Below are 16,732 nucleotides of genomic sequence, written 5' to 3'. Positions count from 1 at the left end.
GAACGAATGAAGATAGACATACTTTCTTTGTTCCCCGACTATTTTGATAGTCCTTTGCAAGCGAGTGTTTTGGGGAGAGCGATTCGCAGTGGTCTTTTAGAGATTCGCTCTAGGAATATTAGAGATTTTGGCTTAGGAAAATGGAAGCAAGTAGACGACGTCCCTTTTAGTGGTAATGGAATGCTTCTTATGGCTGAGCCTGTAGTCCGAGCGATACGCAGCATTAAAAGAAAGAATTCTAAAGTTATTTATCTTTCTCCCCAAGGATCTCTTTTAACGGCTCGTAAGAGTCGAGAGCTTGCACAGCACCCTCATTTAATATTTTTATGTGGACACTATGAAGGAATAGATGAGCGTGCTTTAACTGAGGTGGATGAAGAGATTAGTATTGGAGATTATGTAGTAACTAATGGTGGAATAGCCGCTTTAGTTGTCATTGATGCCTTATCTCGATTTATTCCTGGAGTGCTTGGTAACCAAGACAGTGTAGAAATGGATTCACTAGAAAATGGGTTGCTGAAGGGGCCTCAATATACGCGTCCACGTGTTTTTGAGGATAAACAAGTTCCTGAGGTTTTATTTCAAGGAAATCATCGAGAAATTGCCCAGTGGAGGCATCAAGAAAGTTTAGATAGAACACGGACGCGGCGTCCTGATTTATATTTACGCTATCTTTATCGTGATTTAGGGAATAACAAAAAAGAGTCAGAGTTACATGAGACTCCACAGATAGTTAAGGAGTTTGGGGTAGTATTAGAAGTTGAAAATATTCAACGATCTAAAAAGTTTTATTCAAAACTTTTTAAAGTAGATCTACCTGTGAATAATGCATTATGCGTTCCAGGAGAAACGCCAATATTTTTATATTTTCAACATGGGGGATTGAGAAGGAAACAGATAGCTAATCTCGCCCTATGTTTGGATTATGAAGATAATTATTTGCATTTTTTAAAACGATGGAAGATGCTTGGCGGTACTTTAGCACAAGCTGATGATCGGGAGGAAGTGAGATTAGCCAGTGATTTAGACGGTCATGTCTGGGCTATCTCGTTCAAAAATGAAATAGAGAGAATTTAGGTGATTGTATGGGCAACTTATTACAAGAATTACAGCAAGAACAGTGCCGATCGGATATTACAGATTTCCGTGTAGGAGATACAATTCGTGTGGCAACAAAAATTGTCGATGGCGGTAAAGAGCGTATACAGGTATTTCAGGGGACAGTTATGGCTCGTAAGGGTGAGGGAGCTGGAGAAACTGTATCCTTACATCGTGTCGCTTATGGCGAAGGAATGGAAAAGAGTTTTCTACTTCATAGCCCCAAGATCGTGAGCATCGAGGTAGTCAAACGCGGTAAAGTTGCTCGTGCTCGTTTATACTATTTGCGAGGCAAAACAGGTAAAGCAGCCAAAATTAAAGAATATATTGGATCTAAATCAGCAAAAAAATAATTTAATTGCTTGATTTAATGCGTTTTTAATTTTGCTAGAGCTATCTATTGATGAAGTCTTCCACCGTAGATATGGAACAACAATTTTTATCTAAAACTATCTTAGAACAAGAAGTTTTTAACGAAGGTTTTTCCATTATAGCGGGAGTAGATGAAGTTGGCCGCGGACCTTTGGCTGGTCCGGTAGTTGCTGGGGCCTGTATTCTTCCTCGTAATAAGATTTTTCTCGGTGTGGATGATAGTAAAAAATTGGCTCCTGAAGCAAGAAAACGAGTCCGCGATATGCTTGTAAATGATCCTGATGTATATTGTGGAATAGGCGTTGTTTCTGTAGAGCGTATTGATGAGATTAATATCTTGGAAGCGACTAAGGAAGCCATGATTCAAGCTATCAGCAGCCTTCCCCTATCTCCCGATTTCCTTCTTGTAGATGGCTTGTATCTTCCTCACGACATTCCTTGTAAAAAGGTGATCAAGGGAGATTCGAAATCGGTATCTATAGCTGCAGCATCGATTCTAGCTAAAGAATATAGAGATGACCTTATGGTGGAATTGCATCAGCGCTATCCTGGTTATGGGTTTGATAAGCATAAGGGTTATGGAACGGCAGCCCATTTAGCAGCTTTGGAGTTGTTAGGTCCTTGTGATTGTCATAGAAAAAGTTTTTCTCCTGTACGTAGGTATTCTAAAATTGTATGAAAAATCGTGTATTTCATCCCTTTTCTTGCGACAATCCTCTGTGTTGCCCGAAGCTATTTACTATTAGTGCTCCTGCAGGAGCAGGTAAGACAACTTTAGTGCGTATGTTGTCACAAGAATTTCCTGATACATTTCAGAAAACGGTTTCTTTAACAACACGGGCGCCGCGTAGGGAAGAACTTCCAGGTATAGACTATCATTTTGTTTCTCAAGAAGAGTTCAACAGTCGTTTACACTGTGGCGATTTCCTTGAATGGGTAGTACTTTTTGGAGAACACTATGGAACAAGTCGTTTGGAAATTGATAAAATTTGGGAGTCAGGGAAACATGCAATTGCTGTGATTGATGTGCAAGGAGCTTTAGCATTAAAAGAAAAAATTCCCACTGTCTCTATTTTTATTTCCGCACCCTCGGTAGAAGAATTAGAAAGGCGTTTAAAAGAACGAGGATCGGAACAGGATGCACAAAGGCGTGAGAGAGTAGAGCATAGTGTGGTTGAACAGGCCTCTGCGGATCAGTTTGATTATGTCATTATGAATGAAGAATTACAGAAGGCTTACAAGATTTTAAAAAGCATTTTTATAGCAGAAGAACATAGGAACGTATTATGAGTACAAAGGATCGTTTAACAAATGAAAAACTAAATAAGTTTTTCGAAAGCCCATTTAGTTTGGTTAATTATGCTATTCAGCAAGCTAAACATAAAATAGCTCGGGGTGATGTGCGTTCTGCAAACGCTGCTATTGAGGTATTAATGTTATTAGAAAAAGAGGGCATACAAGAAGGAGCTCCTGAGGAAAGTAAAGATGTTGTCTCTTCCCCAGTTCAAGAGAAGAAAAGAGAGGGAAGAATTTCTTCAGGAATGCGAAAAGATCCTTCTGCCTATACATGGAGTGATATGAAGTAATGCCTGCACGTGTTTTAATTACATCAGCATTGCCCTATGCGAACGGGCCCCTACATTTTGGTCATATAGCTGGAGCGTATCTTCCTGCAGATGTTTATGCTCGGTTTCGTCGGTTGCTGGGAGATGAAGTGCTGTATTTATGTGGTTCGGATGAATATGGTATAGCCATTACATTAAATGCTGAACGTGCAGGTTTGGGTTATCAAGAGTATGTGGATATGTATCATAAGATACATAAAGACACGTTTAAAAAATTAAGAATTTCTCTGGATTTCTTTTCTCGAACTACAAATCCTTTTCATCAGGCGATTGTTCAGGAATTTTATACGCAACTTAAGTCTAAAGGTTTTATAGAAAATCACGTTTCTCAGCAGTTATATTCTGAGGCGGAGGGGCGTTTTTTAGCCGATCGTTATGTAGAGGGAACTTGTCCTAAGTGTGGGTTTTCTGGTGCTCGTGGTGATGAATGCCAACGGTGTGGAGCTGATTATGAAGCTGTAGATTTAATTAATCCACGGTCTAAGTTGTCGGGGGATCCGCTTGTTCTTAAAGCTACAGAGCATGCATATTTGCATTTAGAGCGTTTTGTAGAGCCTCTACTGTCATTTATTCATAAAACCTATCTTCTTGAGCATGTACGTAAATTTGTTATAGATTACATAAAAAATTTACGTCCACGAGCAATTACGAGGGATTTATCTTGGGGAGTTCCTGTTCCTGATTTCCCTGACAAAGTTTTTTATGTCTGGTTTGATGCTCCAATTGGCTATATAAGTGGTACGATGGATTGGGCAGCATCTATGGGTAATCCTGATGCTTGGAAGGACTTTTGGCTGGATTCTTCTGTAGAGTATGTGCAATTTATAGGTAAGGATAATCTTCCTTTTCATTCTGCTATATTTCCTGCTATGGAACTAGGGATAGACTCCACATATAAGAAGGTCGATGCTTTGATTTCTTCTGAATTTTATTTGTTTGAGGGAGCGCAGTTTAGTAAATCTGAAGGTAACTATGTAGATATGGATGCCTTTTTAGATGCCTATGCTTTAGATAAATTACGTTATGTCTTAGCTGCTACAGCTCCTGAAACTGCTGATAGCGAGTTTACTTTTGCAGATTTTAAAACGCGGTGTAACTCTGAACTTGTTGGAAAGTTTGGTAATTTTATTAACCGCGTGTTAGCTTTTGCCGAGAAAAATCAGTTTCAAACACTCGCATATTGTGCGGAGTCCTTAGAAGATGGGGATCACCAATTCTTACAGGAGGCACAAAGGATTGTTCATAAAGCAGAATCCTATTATCGAGAGTATAGCTTAAGAAAGGCTTGTTCTGCAATTATGGAGCTTGCTGCTTTAGGAAATGGGTATTTTAATGATCAGGCGCCTTGGAAATTACTTAAGGAAGGGGCTTCCCGTCGTGTAGAAACAGTACTTTTTTGTGCATGCTATTGCCAGAAGCTTCTTGCACTAATTTCCTACCCCATTCTCCCAGGTGCCGCGTGGGATATATGGAACATGCTTTCTCCAAAGTCCTTACATTTATCAGATCATCATCCCGATCGTGCAGCTAATCTCTGGAACTCAGAATTTTTTGATGTTTCTGAAGAAGTGTTTTCTTTGAAAACCCCACAATTATTATTTACACCTGTTGAATGAAAGTTTTACGAATAGCAGGCAGCTGTTGCTGGGTGGGAAAGGTGATTTAAGGCTTGTATTAGTCCTGTACATCGGTGTTGTACTTTGTTATTTTTTGTGGCGATAGCAATTGCCTTTTTTGTTCCTACTAAAACCACCAGCTGTTTTCCTCTTGTGATGGCTGTATAAAGAAGATTTCTATAGAGCATCATGAAGTGTGATGTGTGTATGGGTAGGATAATGCAAGGACTTTCACTACCCTGGTACTTATGTACGGAAGTAGCATAGGCTAGTGTTAAGTCATCAAGTTCTGAAAAGGAATAGGGTACATATCTTCCATCAATATTAACAATCACACGTTTAGTTTCGAAGTTAATCATAGATATATAGCCAATATCCCCATTAAAGACTTCTTTGTTATAATTATTTCGTATTTGCATTACTTTATCTCCTACAGCATAGGAGTAGAATTTCCCATGGAGATTTGTTTGCTTGGGATTGAGTGCGGATTTTAACACTTTATTTAGATTATGAATCCCTAAAATCCCTTTTTTCATAGGGGAAAGAATTTGGATATCCTTAGAGTAAATATGGTATTTTTTGGGAACGAATTGTGTGACTAAATGTACAATCTGCTCCAAAGCTTCTTGAGGATCGTCTTTGTGAAAAAATAAAAAATCTTTACGACCAGATTTTGAATATAATATGGGAAGCTCGCCTTCATTAACTTTATGTGCATTAGTAATGATTGTAGAATCATGTACTTGGCGAAAAATCTTGTTTAGTTGAGTTACAGTAATTTTCTTAGATTCAATAATGTCTTTGAGAATATTTCCTGGACCTACACTAGGAAGCTGATAGACATCACCAATAAAAATGATGATTACATAATCAGGTAGAGCTTTTAATAAATGATAGAGTAGATAAGTATCGATCATTCCCGATTCATCAATGATAATTAGATCACAATCGATAGGATTTTCATGGTTTTTACGGAAGGATCGTGTTTTAAAATCATATTGTAGTAGAGAGTGGATAGTTACAGCGTGCTTCCCCGTGATTTCCGTCATACGCTTCGCAGCTTTTCCTGTAGGGGCAGCAAGGATAATTTTGTATGTGATTTGTTCAAATATTTTTAGTATTGCTTTTGTAATCGTACTTTTACCTGTTCCCGGACCTCCAGTGATAATATGAATTTTTTCCGAAAATGATGCGCGAACTGCTGTTTTTTGGCTATGTTCTAAATAGAGGTTTAAGTTTTTTTCCACCCATTGAATCGCTTTCATACTATTGATAGAACGGATTTTCCTTGAAGAAAATAGAATTCTCTTTAGGTCCTGTGCTATGGTTTGTTCTGCCAGATAGCTATGCTTTATCCAAACATACGTAGATTTGTCTATTTCTTGAATATGTAAGAGATTTTGTTTTTGCATACTATACATCTGAGAAATGATTTCTTCTATGGATATTAGTGTATGGGACATGTTTTGGTTTAGGAGTGTGGCGACAATTTGCGTAAGATTATGTAGAGGGTAACAAGTATGACCATCTTCCTGTAATTCTTTTAAGGAGTGTTGTATCCCTGCAGATAGACGGCTTTGAGAATTTAATGGTACTCCCAGACGTATTGCAATTAGATCTGCAGTTTTGAACCCAATTCCTTCCATTTCTCTAGCAAGTAAAAAAGGGTCTTCACAAATTTTTTCTATCGTTTTCTCTTGGTATTTTTTATAAATCCTAATTCCATAGTGGATAGCAATATCATATTGTTGAAGAAAGAGTAAGGTTGCTCGGAGTCTTTTCTGTTCGTTTAATTGTTTGCAGAGGCTATCGCAACGTGCTTGGCTAATGCCAGGAATTTCAATGAGTCTTTCTGGTTGATTATCAAGGATATGCGCTGTTTCATTTTTAAACTTTTGAATAATCTTTTCTGTAATTTTAGGTCCTATGCCTTTGATCAGTTTAGATGTAAGGTAGTTGATAATTCCTTGAGTATCTCGAGTTTCTGAATCGTTATAGCTATATACCTGGAAGTACTTCTCGATATCCGGATCTTCAGACCATTTGCCATATAGAAAGAGTTGTCTACCTGGTTGAAGAAAAGAATCGGAGAATCGACCTTTGATGACGATAAGAGACCTTTTATAGGGTATACGGATTTTGGCAAATGTTTCTTGCGAATGGCTATCTGTAAAGAGAATGCTTTCCAGTGTTCCGGAAATTTTTTCCATAGAGTTCCTCAATCTAATTTCAAAGAACGAGTTTTTTAGGAAAACTCAAGGCATGTGGTTATTCTAATCTGAAAACCGGAACGGGATTTTCTTTTCAAAGCCTGTTCGTGGGGTTCCTTATTCTTTTCTCGTCAAGATTATGCATTTGTGGAATTGTTTTTGGTATTATCCACAACATAAAAGCTTTTTACTTATAGGTATTACTATAGTATTTAGAGGTAGTCCGGATATGTACTATCTCCAGTACCATTAAATAATGGTTAGTTTATATTTTTATCTCGATTTACTAATTAGTATAAGAAGTGTAGCTGAAGGTAAATTTTTTATTCGATGAGTATTTTTAGATCTATTTGCACTCTCAATACATCTTTAGTTACATTGTTAATTTGCTGTTTTCAAATCAAAGTTCAAAGACAACATGATTCATTATACAAAGATATAGAGAAATCCTATTTTTATTTAAAAAACTTTTATAAAAAGAAAAGACTAGGTTGGGTCTGCGGAAGACATGATTTCGGTTGGGTCTTCTTGTTTTTGCTGTGTTTTTTTCCCAAAAAGGATCAAGCAGGTTAGACTGCCCCCTAACATAAGAAAAATCCCTAAACCTTCTTGATAGGAAGGAAGAGTATGTTTACAGAAATAAGATAAACATAATCCAAAGACAGGCTCTAATATAAGCAAAGCTCCAAGAAGAGATGGAGAGAGATGCAGGCTAGCTTTATTCCAAGAGGTGATGGCTAATGATGATGAAAATATACCCATTACCCCACATAGGGTAATAAAAAGTAATTTTTCAGAGAGAGGTACATGAAATAATAAAGTTGAGGTAATTCGGGTAATCCCGAGGAAATCTCCAAGAATAATGAGGGGTAGGCAGAGAATAAGGGACGCGAGTCCTAGAATGCAACCCCATAGATTGGGAGAGATATCTGGGTTTTTAGATAAGAAGTTGTAGTTATATATAATATAGCTCACCCAGACTCCTGTAGCGATGATCACACAGACGAGACCTATGAAGTATTTTATAAGGTGAATTTCTACATTCGCCTGAATTTTTGAGATATTTGTTAAGACAATACCAAGAAAGATTATACTGCTGAGTAAAGAGAGGGTAGTGTAGGAGATTTCTTTCTTTTTAATATTTGAGTGAAAAAGAACCGCTATGGGGGCTAGGCCAGCAATGATAATCGTAACGGCAGCACCGATACAGCGGATAGCATAGGCTATTCCTAGGTAATACAAAATATTGACTAGAAAGGCCCAGAAAATACCCTGTTTCCAGATAGATAAAGGGATAGCTTTCAAGATATTTTGTCGTTTCCATAGGAGGGAAAGTAGGGAAAAAATGCCAAAAGTTGTGTATCGTGCGAGTACGATATCAAGTTCTTGAAAGGAATGCAATAAGTCAGGAATAACAAAGACAATCCCCCAGTAGAAGCAGGCAAGTAAGCTATGAAATATTCCAAAAGATACATTACGGGATTGTTTGATTTGTGGCTTATTAAGTAACATATCTATCTGAAGTTATGTGGATAATTTTTTTAAACTAGGGTTAACGAAAAGCTATTTTATCATAAATGATCATTTTTATGGACGACGCTTCTTATATAATATTTATAGGATTCTAAACCAAGAGGAACTTAGTTTTTGGGATTATGAAAACAAAGGTACTTGTGTATGCAGATGAGGGGGTGTCTCCCTACTATTTACGTCATTTAATCCGGTGGTTGAAGCAGGCTCTTCCTACTGAAGCCAATCTAGAAATCTGTCGGGTAGGCGCAGATTTTCTTCTTTATGATCCTGTATGGGAACTTTCCACTCGGTTATTAGTTATTCCTGGGGGGGCGGATCGTCCTTATCATAAGAAGCTCCATGGGTTAGGGACGGTGAGGATTGATAATTATGTTCGTGAGGGAGGGAGTTATCTTGGGATTTGTGCTGGTGCCTACTTTGCTTGTAAAAGCTTAAGATTTGATGAGCCCAATGGAGAGGTACTAGTAGCTTCTCGAGGATTGGGGTTTTTCCCTGGGGTTGCTGTTGGCCCTGCTTATGGTAATTTATTTTCTTATACTAGTCCCGTAGGAGTTCGGGCTGCTTCCTTGGTTCTTGAGCATTTTGGGAGCTCAAGGTGCTCAGCTCTATTTAATGGAGGACCGTACTTTGATCAGGCAGATTCTTATCCTGAAATTACTGTAGAAGCTCGCTATGAAGACCTTCCTTCTCAGCCAGCAGCAATTATTTCTAGACAAATAGAAAAGGGGCGAGTTGTTCTTTCTGGCCTTCATATAGAATATCTTCCTGAGTATTGTCATATGGGAGAAGATAATGTTGTGGAAGCTAGAGAAAAATTAAAGGCTACGGCTATAGTTTTAGATAAATATCGAGAATATCTCTTGTCTTATTTGCTAACTCATGAGCTTAATGTGACAGAGCTATTAGGATCATAGCTAGTTTTTTTAAGATGCTTGTTTGACAGTAAACATAGACAGGAGATGCGCGCACACTTTTCTTCCCAAGATGAATGTCCTTCTTAGTTGTGGGTTTACGCGGGTCGAGGTCTTTTAGTTAAAAACTTGAATAGTTTTTCCGTGTCTTCGGGTGATATATCTGCCAGTATGATATGACAAGTATTCGTATAACGTGCGCGATTTATATTGATGGAAGACATTGAGTGAGAAAGTGTGCTAGGATGGTCAACAAGACCAAAATAAGAAGCTTCTCTACTGAATGAAACTAGGTCTTTATGGACGAAGATACTCCAGTAGTCTACGGGAGAGAGGATATAGAGCGGGGTATTACTTGCATCTATGGATAGGCTATGGGTGCGTGGTAAGCACGTTGGAACGAATCGTAATTGCTCAATAGCACATAGGAGAGCTAGCCATTCCATTTGCTGTGCGATAGGATATTTATGACCTAAAGAGAGGGGTCTTAAGATTAGGGTAGTTTCTTGAGAAATGCTGTGATTTAAGGCTAAGTAGTATCTACTAAAACAACAACGAAATATTTGGTATAGAGATATTTGTAAGCTTTCTGTAGTTGAAAAGTCTAAGGGTATGCTAGGAAGAATGGGAAGAATATAAGGAACATTTTGTAAGACAGTTCTTATTGCCTTACTACCACTGGGTATTGCATGTCGTTCTGCTGTTTGTTGCGAGATTTGGTGTATGCAGCAATGATTTTCTTCTTGTACTGCAGAGCGAATTTCATCAATGGTGTTACTTGTAAGAATTAATGAAAACTTTGTGTAATCCCGATAGAGTTCTAGACAATCTTCAGTTTCTGAGGGATTGATATACCAAGATGCTAGGGCACTATTTAATAGGAATTCGGGATTGCGAAGAAATGTTTCTCTCCATGATTCAAATTCTGTAAAGAAGGAATTTTCATGTGTATGAGAAAGGTTAGTAATTGATGATGTATTTAAGTTACGAATAATGTTCGAAGAAAGTTGAGGAGGAGGTACTGATGAATATTCCTCTATTTTTTGTGGAATATATTGCTTGTTATACACATGTAAAGTAAGAAGAAGAGCTCCTATAGCTATTGAGAACAAAGTGATTAAAATAATTAACATTTGCTCAGGAAACAGAAACAAGAAAGAAAACATAAGTGATGCTAAAAAGGAAAGCATTATTGATGCTAGGGCAATAATGACTAAACCTGAAGCTGAAACCTTACCACTATTAGATGCTGGGAAAAAGTAGGATGCTAGAGCTATTTTTGTTTCTCTGGGGAAAGGTGGGGTAGGCAATACAAAATTACTTTTTTATGCTATTAATAAACACGGTAATAACAAAAAAACTCCGGAGGATGGGTTCGAACCAACGACCAATGGATTAACAGTCCACTGCTCTACCGCTGAGCTACTCCGGAACAGCGAATTTAAGAAGTTAATTCTAAGTTAAATAGCAAAAAAGTCAACATATTTTCCTAATGATTTTCTTTGTAGCTTATTTTCACAATGGATTAGTGAAAAAATAGCTCTCGTACAAACCCTAGGATTTCTTCTGTAGACTTTTGATTTCCAGCAATTTCTGGGGTTTTATAGTCTTTTAACATGGGGTAGGAAGAAGTAAAATACGTATGTGCTTGTTGAGATAGGGGTTGAACAATATCACCAGGAAGATTGGCGTGACATAAGCTTTCTTCTACAGCAAGGTAGAGGAGAAAAGCGAATGCTGAGGATAAATCGGGAAGAGAATTCTGTTTATTGATTGTACTATGAAATTCTAAGGAAGGAACTGCGAAGTGGGTAACCTCTTTATTATTTGATTTTAACCCGTGGATACGCGTGTTAACGAAGAGACAACGTTTGATAAGTACTGGGATATTGTCTAGTTTTGAAGAATATAATGGAGGAAATGTTGCGTTTTCCTTCCCTTGAGGAATGAAATTTTTCCATAATAAAAACCAATTTGTTTTCGAGGAATGAGTGTCGTAGGGAAGAATGGTAAAATTTGCTCCATGAATTAGCAGATCGGATATCTCGATTTTTTTAGATAAAAGCATGGATATAAGGGAAAAGCGTAAATTGATGTATTCAATTTCCATGGCATATGGGAATCGTTCTGAGGGTATGGGATTATGAATACAAAGATAGCGAATTTTTATTCCTGAAGTTCTTGGTGTAATTCTACCTATCGAGACTTGAGTATGTAGTTTGGCCGATAGCCAATGCTCAACAATACTTTCCTTACGAATCCAAAAGTAAATAATGATGCAGAAAGCCAGGAGAAATATATTTTTTAATAGCTTAAACATGAATGATCGAGATTAGTTATTATCCTAGGTCTTAAGATAGAGGAAGAAAGAAATATTAGAAAATAAAAAAGGCCTCCCTTCTTAAAGAAGATAGCGGAGGCCCTAGAAATTAAGGACAAAAGCCTTTTGCGTAAAATGATTAGTAGTCCATTCCCGCAGGCATTGCAGGAGCAGCTGCAGAAGATTTTTCTTCAGGAATATCTGCAATCAAAGCTTCTGTCGTCAATAGAAGACCAGCAACGGATGCTGCACTTTCTAAAGCAGAACGCGTAACTTTAGTAGGGTCAACAATACCAGCCTCAATCATATCCGTATAGGCATCACGTAAAGCGTCATATCCTTCATTAGCACCTCGAGAGAGCACTTGTTGGCAGATAATAGCGCCTTCTTTTCCTGCATTTGTAGCGATTTGCTTTAATGGAGCTGATAAGGCTTTAAGAACAATGCGGGCCCCAATTTGTTCGTCTTCATTTGTAAGAATAGGAATGAAAGCTTCTAAAGTAGGTATACAACGAACTAAAGCAGTTCCACCTCCAGGTAAAATACCTTCTTCCACAGCAGCGATGGTTGCGTGTTGAGCATCATCTACTCTGTCTTTTTTCTCTTTCATTTCGATTTCAGTAGCAGCACCTACACGGATTACAGCAACACCTCCGGAAAGTTTTGCTAATCGTTCTTGTAATTTTTCTTTATCATAATCAGAAGTACTATCTTCAATTTGCTTTTTGATATTTTCGCATCTTGCTTCGATATCTTCCTTGCTTCCTAACCCTTCAACAATTGTTGTATCTTCTTTAGTAATGATGACTTTTTTGGCTTTTCCTAACATAGGTAGAGTCGTATTTTCTAATTTCATTCCCAACTCTTCGCTGATCAACTGACCCCCAGTTAAGATAGCAATATCTTCTAGCATAGCTTTTCTTCTGTCACCGAATCCAGGAGCTTTAACTGCACAAACTCTGAATCCAGCACGTAATCTGTTAACAACTAGAGTTGCTAGAGCTTCACCTTCAATGTCTTCAGCAATAATGAGTAGAGGGCGGCCAGACTCTGCTACTTGTTGTAATACAGGAAGGAAGTCCTTAATTCCGGAGATTTTTTTATCATAAATAAGGACGAGAGAATCTTCTAAAATGCACTCTTGTGTTTCTGGATTTGTTGAGAAGTAACTGGATAAATATCCACGATTGAAATTCATTCCTTCAACAACATCAAGAACAGTTTCAAATCCTTTAGCTTCTTCTACTGTAATAGAACCATTTTTACCGACTTTCTCCATAGCTTCTGCAATGAGATTACCAATTTCGGCATCGTTGTTTGCGGAAATGGTGGCGACTTGAGCAATTTCCTTATGATGTTGTACGGGCTTACTAATTTTTTTAATTTGATCAATAACAACTTTTACAGCTTTATCAATACCTCTTTTGAGGTCCATAGGATTAGCTCCGGCTGTAACGTTTCTTAGTCCTTCACTATAAATAGCTTCAGCTAAAACAGTTGCTGTAGTTGTTCCGTCTCCAGCTTTATCTGCTGTCTTGCTGGCGACTTCTTTAACCATTTGAGCTCCCATATTCTCGTGTTTATCTTCGAGCTCAATTTCTTTAGCAACTGTAACTCCGTCTTTAGTAACTTGAGGGGATCCGAAACTTTTATCAATAACTACATGTCGTCCTTTAGGGCCTAATGTCACTTTTACAGCTTCAGCAAGAGTCTTAACTCCTTTATGAATTTTTTTTCTGGCGTCTTCATTGTATTTGATGTTTTTTGCTGCCATTGTTTACTCCTTAACTTTTTGCAATCTATAAATAATTATCTTTACTTATTTGAGAACTGCCATAATTTCGCTCGCTGGAACAATGACGTAATCTTCACCGTCAATGGTAAGTTCTTGTCCTGCATATTTATCTATTAGAACAATATCGCCGACTTCAACTTCAAAAGGCACCACATTACCATCTTTATCGCGCTTTCCTGAGCCTAAAACAAGTACTTCAGCTCGGTCTTGTTTTTTCTTCGCTGTATCAGGTAAAATAATCCCACCACGAGCTGTAGAACTTTCTTCCTCTCTTTTTACTAAGATTCTATCGCCCAAGGGCTTAATCCTAAGAGTCGTTGCTTGATCTGACATGTTATAAGCTCCTTATGTTTCATGTTCTGAGAGACTTTTGTGATTTTAAGGAAACGATACCAAAAGTCCTTCTTTTTTTGCAATAATTTTGGCACTTGGCAACATTAAGTGCTATTTTTTTGTTTAATCGTTTGAAATTAAATGTGATAACTCGTCTATTTTCTTGTTTATGAAGCTAAAAGCTAGGTATAGAGGCGCGTTAGTTGTCATATCTAATCCAGATTTTTTCAGAATTTCTAAAGGAAAATCTGAGCCCCCGCTTTTTAAGAAATCCAAGTAAGATGTTAGAGCATTCTCTTCATTAGCAAGGATTTTTTCGAGAAAATATAGGGCCGCGATGATTCCCGTAGCGTACTGATAGACGTAGAAGTTATAGTAGAAGTGAGGAATTCTTGCCCATTCCATGTGAGAGAGATCATCAAAAGTAATAATATCCCCATAAAATTCCTTTTGTAAATTACTATAGGTTGAAGAGAAGAATTCTGTAGTTAATGGGATTCCTTGCTCTGCAGCAGAATGTATTTCGTACTCAAAAGCTGCAAAGAGTGTCTGACGAAACAGAGTAGCAAAAAGCGTATCCAGGCATCGAGAGATAATGGTAATTTTTTCTTGAGTGGAATGGCTAGTGTTAAGTAAAGCGTGCATAAGCAACATTTCATTCAACGTGGAAGCTATTTCTGCTAGGAAAATGGGGTATTGTGCGTTATGAAATAGTTGGTGTTTGCGACTAAAGTACGAATGCATACTATGCCCGCCTTCATGAGCGACCACAGAGACATCATATAGGGTTCCCGTGTAATTTAATAAAATGTAGGGATGGCTGTCGTAACAACCCGAGGAATAGGCTCCAGAACGTTTATTTAGATTTTCGTATTTATCTACCCAACCTTGAGTTGTTAATCCCTTCTTTAAAATGTCTACATATTCTGAACCTAAAGGTGATAAACTAGAGCAAACAAGATCAACAGCTTCTTGATATGAGTACTTTTTCTCCTCTGCTTGACCGATAGGAGTATAAACATCATAAAAATGGAAATCTTTTAGATTTAATATTTTCTGTTTAAGAGAGTAGTACTTGGTAATTAGTGAAGCATGTTGTTTTGTTACTGCGATAAGGTTCGTATATACTATTGTAGGAATATTATTTTGATAGAGTGCTGCTTCTAAGCAGGAATCATATTTGCGCCCTTTAGCGTAGAATACATGGGCTTTGGTTTGGCCTCCAAGTAGGTTGGCAAAGGTATGACGGTATTTATAGTATCTTTCACATTGAGCAAGATACGTGGTTTTCCTCAATTCCCGATCACGAGATTGCATGTATAAAGAGGCTAGTGCGTGGGAGAGAGGATGAGAATTACCCTCAGAGTCTGTAGCATTCCCAAAAGGGATTTCAGAATCGCTAAGAGAAGAAAAAACTTTATTTGCTACTTCAAGAGGAGAAAAGGCTAAAGCTAACACACGCTCTTCTTCGGGAGTCCCAGTATGTGAGGATAGCCGAAAGATTTTTTCTAAATAAAACCTATAAGAAGATAAACATGGTGCTGATAAATGTTTAGCAATTACTTCTTTAGGGAGATTAATTAGGGTTGGTTGGATCCACGAGATTTCTTCTTTGAATAAGGTGTACAGATGAATCACAGATTGCAGATCTGCCGTACTTTCGGGGCAGGTAATGTCTTGATCATGCACCAAATGCGCATAAGTATAGAGTTTGTCTAATTTCCTCTCTATAGATAGGAGCTGTTTTAATAATGATTCTAAATCTTCTGAATTCTCTATTTGATAATAGTTGTCTTGGAGTTGTGGCCATACAGGAGATCCATCTGTTGTTAGCTTAAAGGTATCTAGATCTCGTTGCCATTCTTTTCTATTGAGGTATAAAGAGGAAATATCCCAGCAATCTTCGGGGGGAACTGTGTTTCGTGGAGCTACAGTAGTCATCACTATTCTTAATGTTTATCTGACAGGTTAAAAACAAATCACTATAAGACAAGTTTAAGGAAAAAGCCAAGCAGGATTGTTCTATTTTTTACATTTAGAATGGGTTTGAGGTATCTATAAACATAGTGGGGATGTGGAGTTGATTTTCAAGGTAGTCGGCGAGTGCTTGTGGGCCGACTTTTTCAGTCGCTGTATGCCCGAAAGCAAGAAAGTGCGTTTGGTTTTCCCATGCGATTGACCAGGCAGGTTCATCAAAATTTCCAGTAATAAAGCAGGGAATGTTATTTTTAATTGCTTGAGGTAACTCTTTATACGCTCCTCCAGAAAGGATAGCTGCAGAAGAAATAGACTTAGGCCCGCCAAGAGCTTGAGCTTTTATTGGCGTGTTATAATATTTGGAGAGTATCGAAATAAATTCTTCTATAGGGAGAGGAGAAAAGGTCCCTTGTACTCCTATATAGGGCAGAGAACTCCCAAAAGGTTGTAAGTTTTCCCATTGCAAATCTAAAGCAACCTTCCAATTATTTCCTAAAGTTTCATGTGCATCTAGGGGAAGATGGTAGGCAAAAAGATGTATATGATTTCTGATTAGCTGTTGCATACGTGTATGCAACATTCCTGTTATAGGATAGGGCATCCCCTTCCAAAATAGTCCATGATGGACAACTAAAACATTTGCTTTGAGTCGCACAGCTTCCTGTATGGTTGCTAGATCAGCAGAAACAGCTACAGCGATTTTAGAGACCGAAGAATTTAGATCACCTACTTGCAGTCCATTGGGACAGTAATCTGAAAAAAGTTGGGGAGAAAGTAGATCATTTAAGAAGGAAAGAAGATCAGCAACGTTCATTTTAATTAGGCTAGTTGATTTGCTTTCACATTAATCCACAAATAAAATTCTATGCAATCTTAATAGCCTCATGATCTTAGGTTCCTATCCGGAATAGATGATTTAAAGCATGCTTAGACTTTTAAGGA

The 16,732-nt window shown here is 37.8% G+C and carries 15 protein-coding genes and 1 tRNA gene; 7 read left to right on the top strand and 9 right to left on the bottom strand.

Annotated features, from left to right (window positions below):
• Positions 1-6 precede the first annotated feature (6 nt).
• From trmD to metG, 6 genes are all read left to right on the top strand, one after another.
• Positions 7-1,077, top strand: a complete 1,071-nt coding sequence (gene trmD / locus M787_RS00140; protein ID WP_021828446.1) for a tRNA (guanosine(37)-N1)-methyltransferase TrmD — start codon at positions 7-9, stop codon at positions 1,075-1,077.
• A gap of 8 nt (positions 1,078-1,085) precedes the next feature.
• A complete protein-coding gene (rplS, locus tag M787_RS00135) occupies positions 1,086-1,451 on the top strand; it encodes a 50S ribosomal protein L19 (protein WP_021828445.1) in 366 nt (121 codons plus the stop codon).
• Positions 1,452-1,522: 71 nt separating this feature from the next.
• A complete protein-coding gene (locus M787_RS00130; RefSeq protein WP_394809844.1) occupies positions 1,523-2,149 on the top strand; it encodes a ribonuclease HII in 627 nt (208 codons plus the stop codon).
• On the top strand, positions 2,146-2,760 hold the full coding sequence (gene gmk, locus M787_RS00125; protein ID WP_021828443.1) for a guanylate kinase: 615 nt from the start codon (positions 2,146-2,148) through the stop codon (positions 2,758-2,760). Before M787_RS00130 ends, gmk begins: the two co-directional genes overlap by 4 nt.
• Positions 2,757-3,056, top strand: coding sequence for a hypothetical protein (locus M787_RS00120; protein ID WP_021828442.1), 300 nt, complete (start codon positions 2,757-2,759; stop codon positions 3,054-3,056). The genes gmk and M787_RS00120 overlap by 4 nt, the downstream gene beginning before the upstream one ends.
• A complete protein-coding gene (gene metG, locus M787_RS00115) occupies positions 3,056-4,711 on the top strand; it encodes a methionine--tRNA ligase (RefSeq protein ID WP_021828441.1) in 1,656 nt (551 codons plus the stop codon). Before M787_RS00120 ends, metG begins: the two co-directional genes overlap by 1 nt.
• Positions 4,712-4,716: 5 nt before the next feature.
• On the opposite strand, the gene recD2 is transcribed toward metG, so the two are convergent.
• The gene (recD2, locus tag M787_RS00110; protein WP_021828440.1) at positions 4,717-6,921 is read right to left on the bottom strand and encodes an SF1B family DNA helicase RecD2; all 2,205 of its coding nucleotides are present in this window, start codon (positions 6,919-6,921) and stop codon (positions 4,717-4,719) included.
• Positions 6,922-7,407: 486 nt separating this feature from the next.
• Positions 7,408-8,433: a DMT family transporter gene (locus tag M787_RS00105; RefSeq protein WP_021828439.1), complete on the bottom strand. Its 1,026-nt coding sequence runs from the start codon at positions 8,431-8,433 to the stop codon at positions 7,408-7,410.
• A 143-nt stretch (positions 8,434-8,576) separates the two neighbouring features.
• On the opposite strand from M787_RS00105, the gene M787_RS00100 reads away from it, so the two are divergent.
• Positions 8,577-9,368 (top strand): BPL-N domain-containing protein, encoded by a 792-nt coding sequence (locus M787_RS00100; protein WP_021828438.1) that lies wholly within the window; start codon positions 8,577-8,579, stop codon positions 9,366-9,368.
• A 95-nt stretch (positions 9,369-9,463) separates the two neighbouring features.
• Here the strand turns inward: M787_RS00100 and M787_RS00095 are convergent, their stop codons facing one another.
• From M787_RS00095 to M787_RS00065, 7 genes are all read right to left on the bottom strand, one after another.
• Positions 9,464-10,675, bottom strand: a complete 1,212-nt coding sequence (locus M787_RS00095; RefSeq protein WP_021828437.1) for a hypothetical protein — start codon at positions 10,673-10,675, stop codon at positions 9,464-9,466.
• 50 nt (positions 10,676-10,725) lie between these two features.
• Positions 10,726-10,797 (bottom strand) — tRNA-Asn (locus M787_RS00090).
• 93 nt (positions 10,798-10,890) lie between these two features.
• Positions 10,891-11,685, bottom strand: coding sequence for an AsmA family protein (locus tag M787_RS00085; RefSeq protein WP_021828436.1), 795 nt, complete (start codon positions 11,683-11,685; stop codon positions 10,891-10,893).
• A 139-nt stretch (positions 11,686-11,824) separates the two neighbouring features.
• Positions 11,825-13,459: a chaperonin GroEL gene (gene groL / locus M787_RS00080; protein ID WP_021828435.1), complete on the bottom strand. Its 1,635-nt coding sequence runs from the start codon at positions 13,457-13,459 to the stop codon at positions 11,825-11,827.
• 45 nt (positions 13,460-13,504) lie between these two features.
• Positions 13,505-13,813 carry a co-chaperone GroES gene (locus M787_RS00075; protein WP_021828434.1) on the bottom strand — a complete coding sequence of 103 codons (309 nt, stop codon included), beginning with the start codon at positions 13,811-13,813 and terminating at the stop codon, positions 13,505-13,507.
• 123 nt (positions 13,814-13,936) lie between these two features.
• Positions 13,937-15,754: an oligoendopeptidase F gene (gene pepF / locus M787_RS00070; RefSeq protein ID WP_021828433.1), complete on the bottom strand. Its 1,818-nt coding sequence runs from the start codon at positions 15,752-15,754 to the stop codon at positions 13,937-13,939.
• A gap of 94 nt (positions 15,755-15,848) precedes the next feature.
• A complete protein-coding gene (locus tag M787_RS00065) occupies positions 15,849-16,604 on the bottom strand; it encodes a Nif3-like dinuclear metal center hexameric protein (protein ID WP_021828432.1) in 756 nt (251 codons plus the stop codon).
• Positions 16,605-16,732: the final 128 nt, after the last annotated feature.

It is taken from the genome of Chlamydia gallinacea 08-1274/3 (assembly GCF_000471025.2).
Lineage (GTDB): Bacteria > Chlamydiota > Chlamydiia > Chlamydiales > Chlamydiaceae > Chlamydia > Chlamydia gallinacea.
This window is presented reverse-complemented; position numbering and strand designations above follow the sequence as displayed.

What these genes read in the sequence shown, in the direction of transcription:
- M787_RS00120 (WP_021828442.1), top strand. Translation starts at nt 2,757, where the DNA reads ATGAGTACAAAGGATCGTTTAACAAATGAAAAACTAAATAAGTTTTTC.
- pepF (WP_021828433.1), bottom strand. Translation starts at nt 15,754, where the DNA reads ATGACTACTGTAGCTCCACGAAACACAGTTCCCCCCGAAGATTGCTGG.
- metG (WP_021828441.1), top strand. Translation starts at nt 3,056, where the DNA reads ATGCCTGCACGTGTTTTAATTACATCAGCATTGCCCTATGCGAACGGG.
- recD2 (WP_021828440.1), bottom strand. Translation starts at nt 6,921, where the DNA reads ATGGAAAAAATTTCCGGAACACTGGAAAGCATTCTCTTTACAGATAGC.
- M787_RS00075 (WP_021828434.1), bottom strand. Translation starts at nt 13,813, where the DNA reads ATGTCAGATCAAGCAACGACTCTTAGGATTAAGCCCTTGGGCGATAGA.
- M787_RS00065 (WP_021828432.1), bottom strand. Translation starts at nt 16,604, where the DNA reads ATGAACGTTGCTGATCTTCTTTCCTTCTTAAATGATCTACTTTCTCCC.
- groL (WP_021828435.1), bottom strand. Translation starts at nt 13,459, where the DNA reads ATGGCAGCAAAAAACATCAAATACAATGAAGACGCCAGAAAAAAAATT.
- rplS (WP_021828445.1), top strand. Translation starts at nt 1,086, where the DNA reads ATGGGCAACTTATTACAAGAATTACAGCAAGAACAGTGCCGATCGGAT.
- M787_RS00130 (WP_394809844.1), top strand. Translation starts at nt 1,523, where the DNA reads ATGGAACAACAATTTTTATCTAAAACTATCTTAGAACAAGAAGTTTTT.
- M787_RS00085 (WP_021828436.1), bottom strand. Translation starts at nt 11,685, where the DNA reads ATGTTTAAGCTATTAAAAAATATATTTCTCCTGGCTTTCTGCATCATT.
- gmk (WP_021828443.1), top strand. Translation starts at nt 2,146, where the DNA reads ATGAAAAATCGTGTATTTCATCCCTTTTCTTGCGACAATCCTCTGTGT.
- M787_RS00100 (WP_021828438.1), top strand. Translation starts at nt 8,577, where the DNA reads ATGAAAACAAAGGTACTTGTGTATGCAGATGAGGGGGTGTCTCCCTAC.
- M787_RS00105 (WP_021828439.1), bottom strand. Translation starts at nt 8,433, where the DNA reads ATGTTACTTAATAAGCCACAAATCAAACAATCCCGTAATGTATCTTTT.
- trmD (WP_021828446.1), top strand. Translation starts at nt 7, where the DNA reads ATGAAGATAGACATACTTTCTTTGTTCCCCGACTATTTTGATAGTCCT.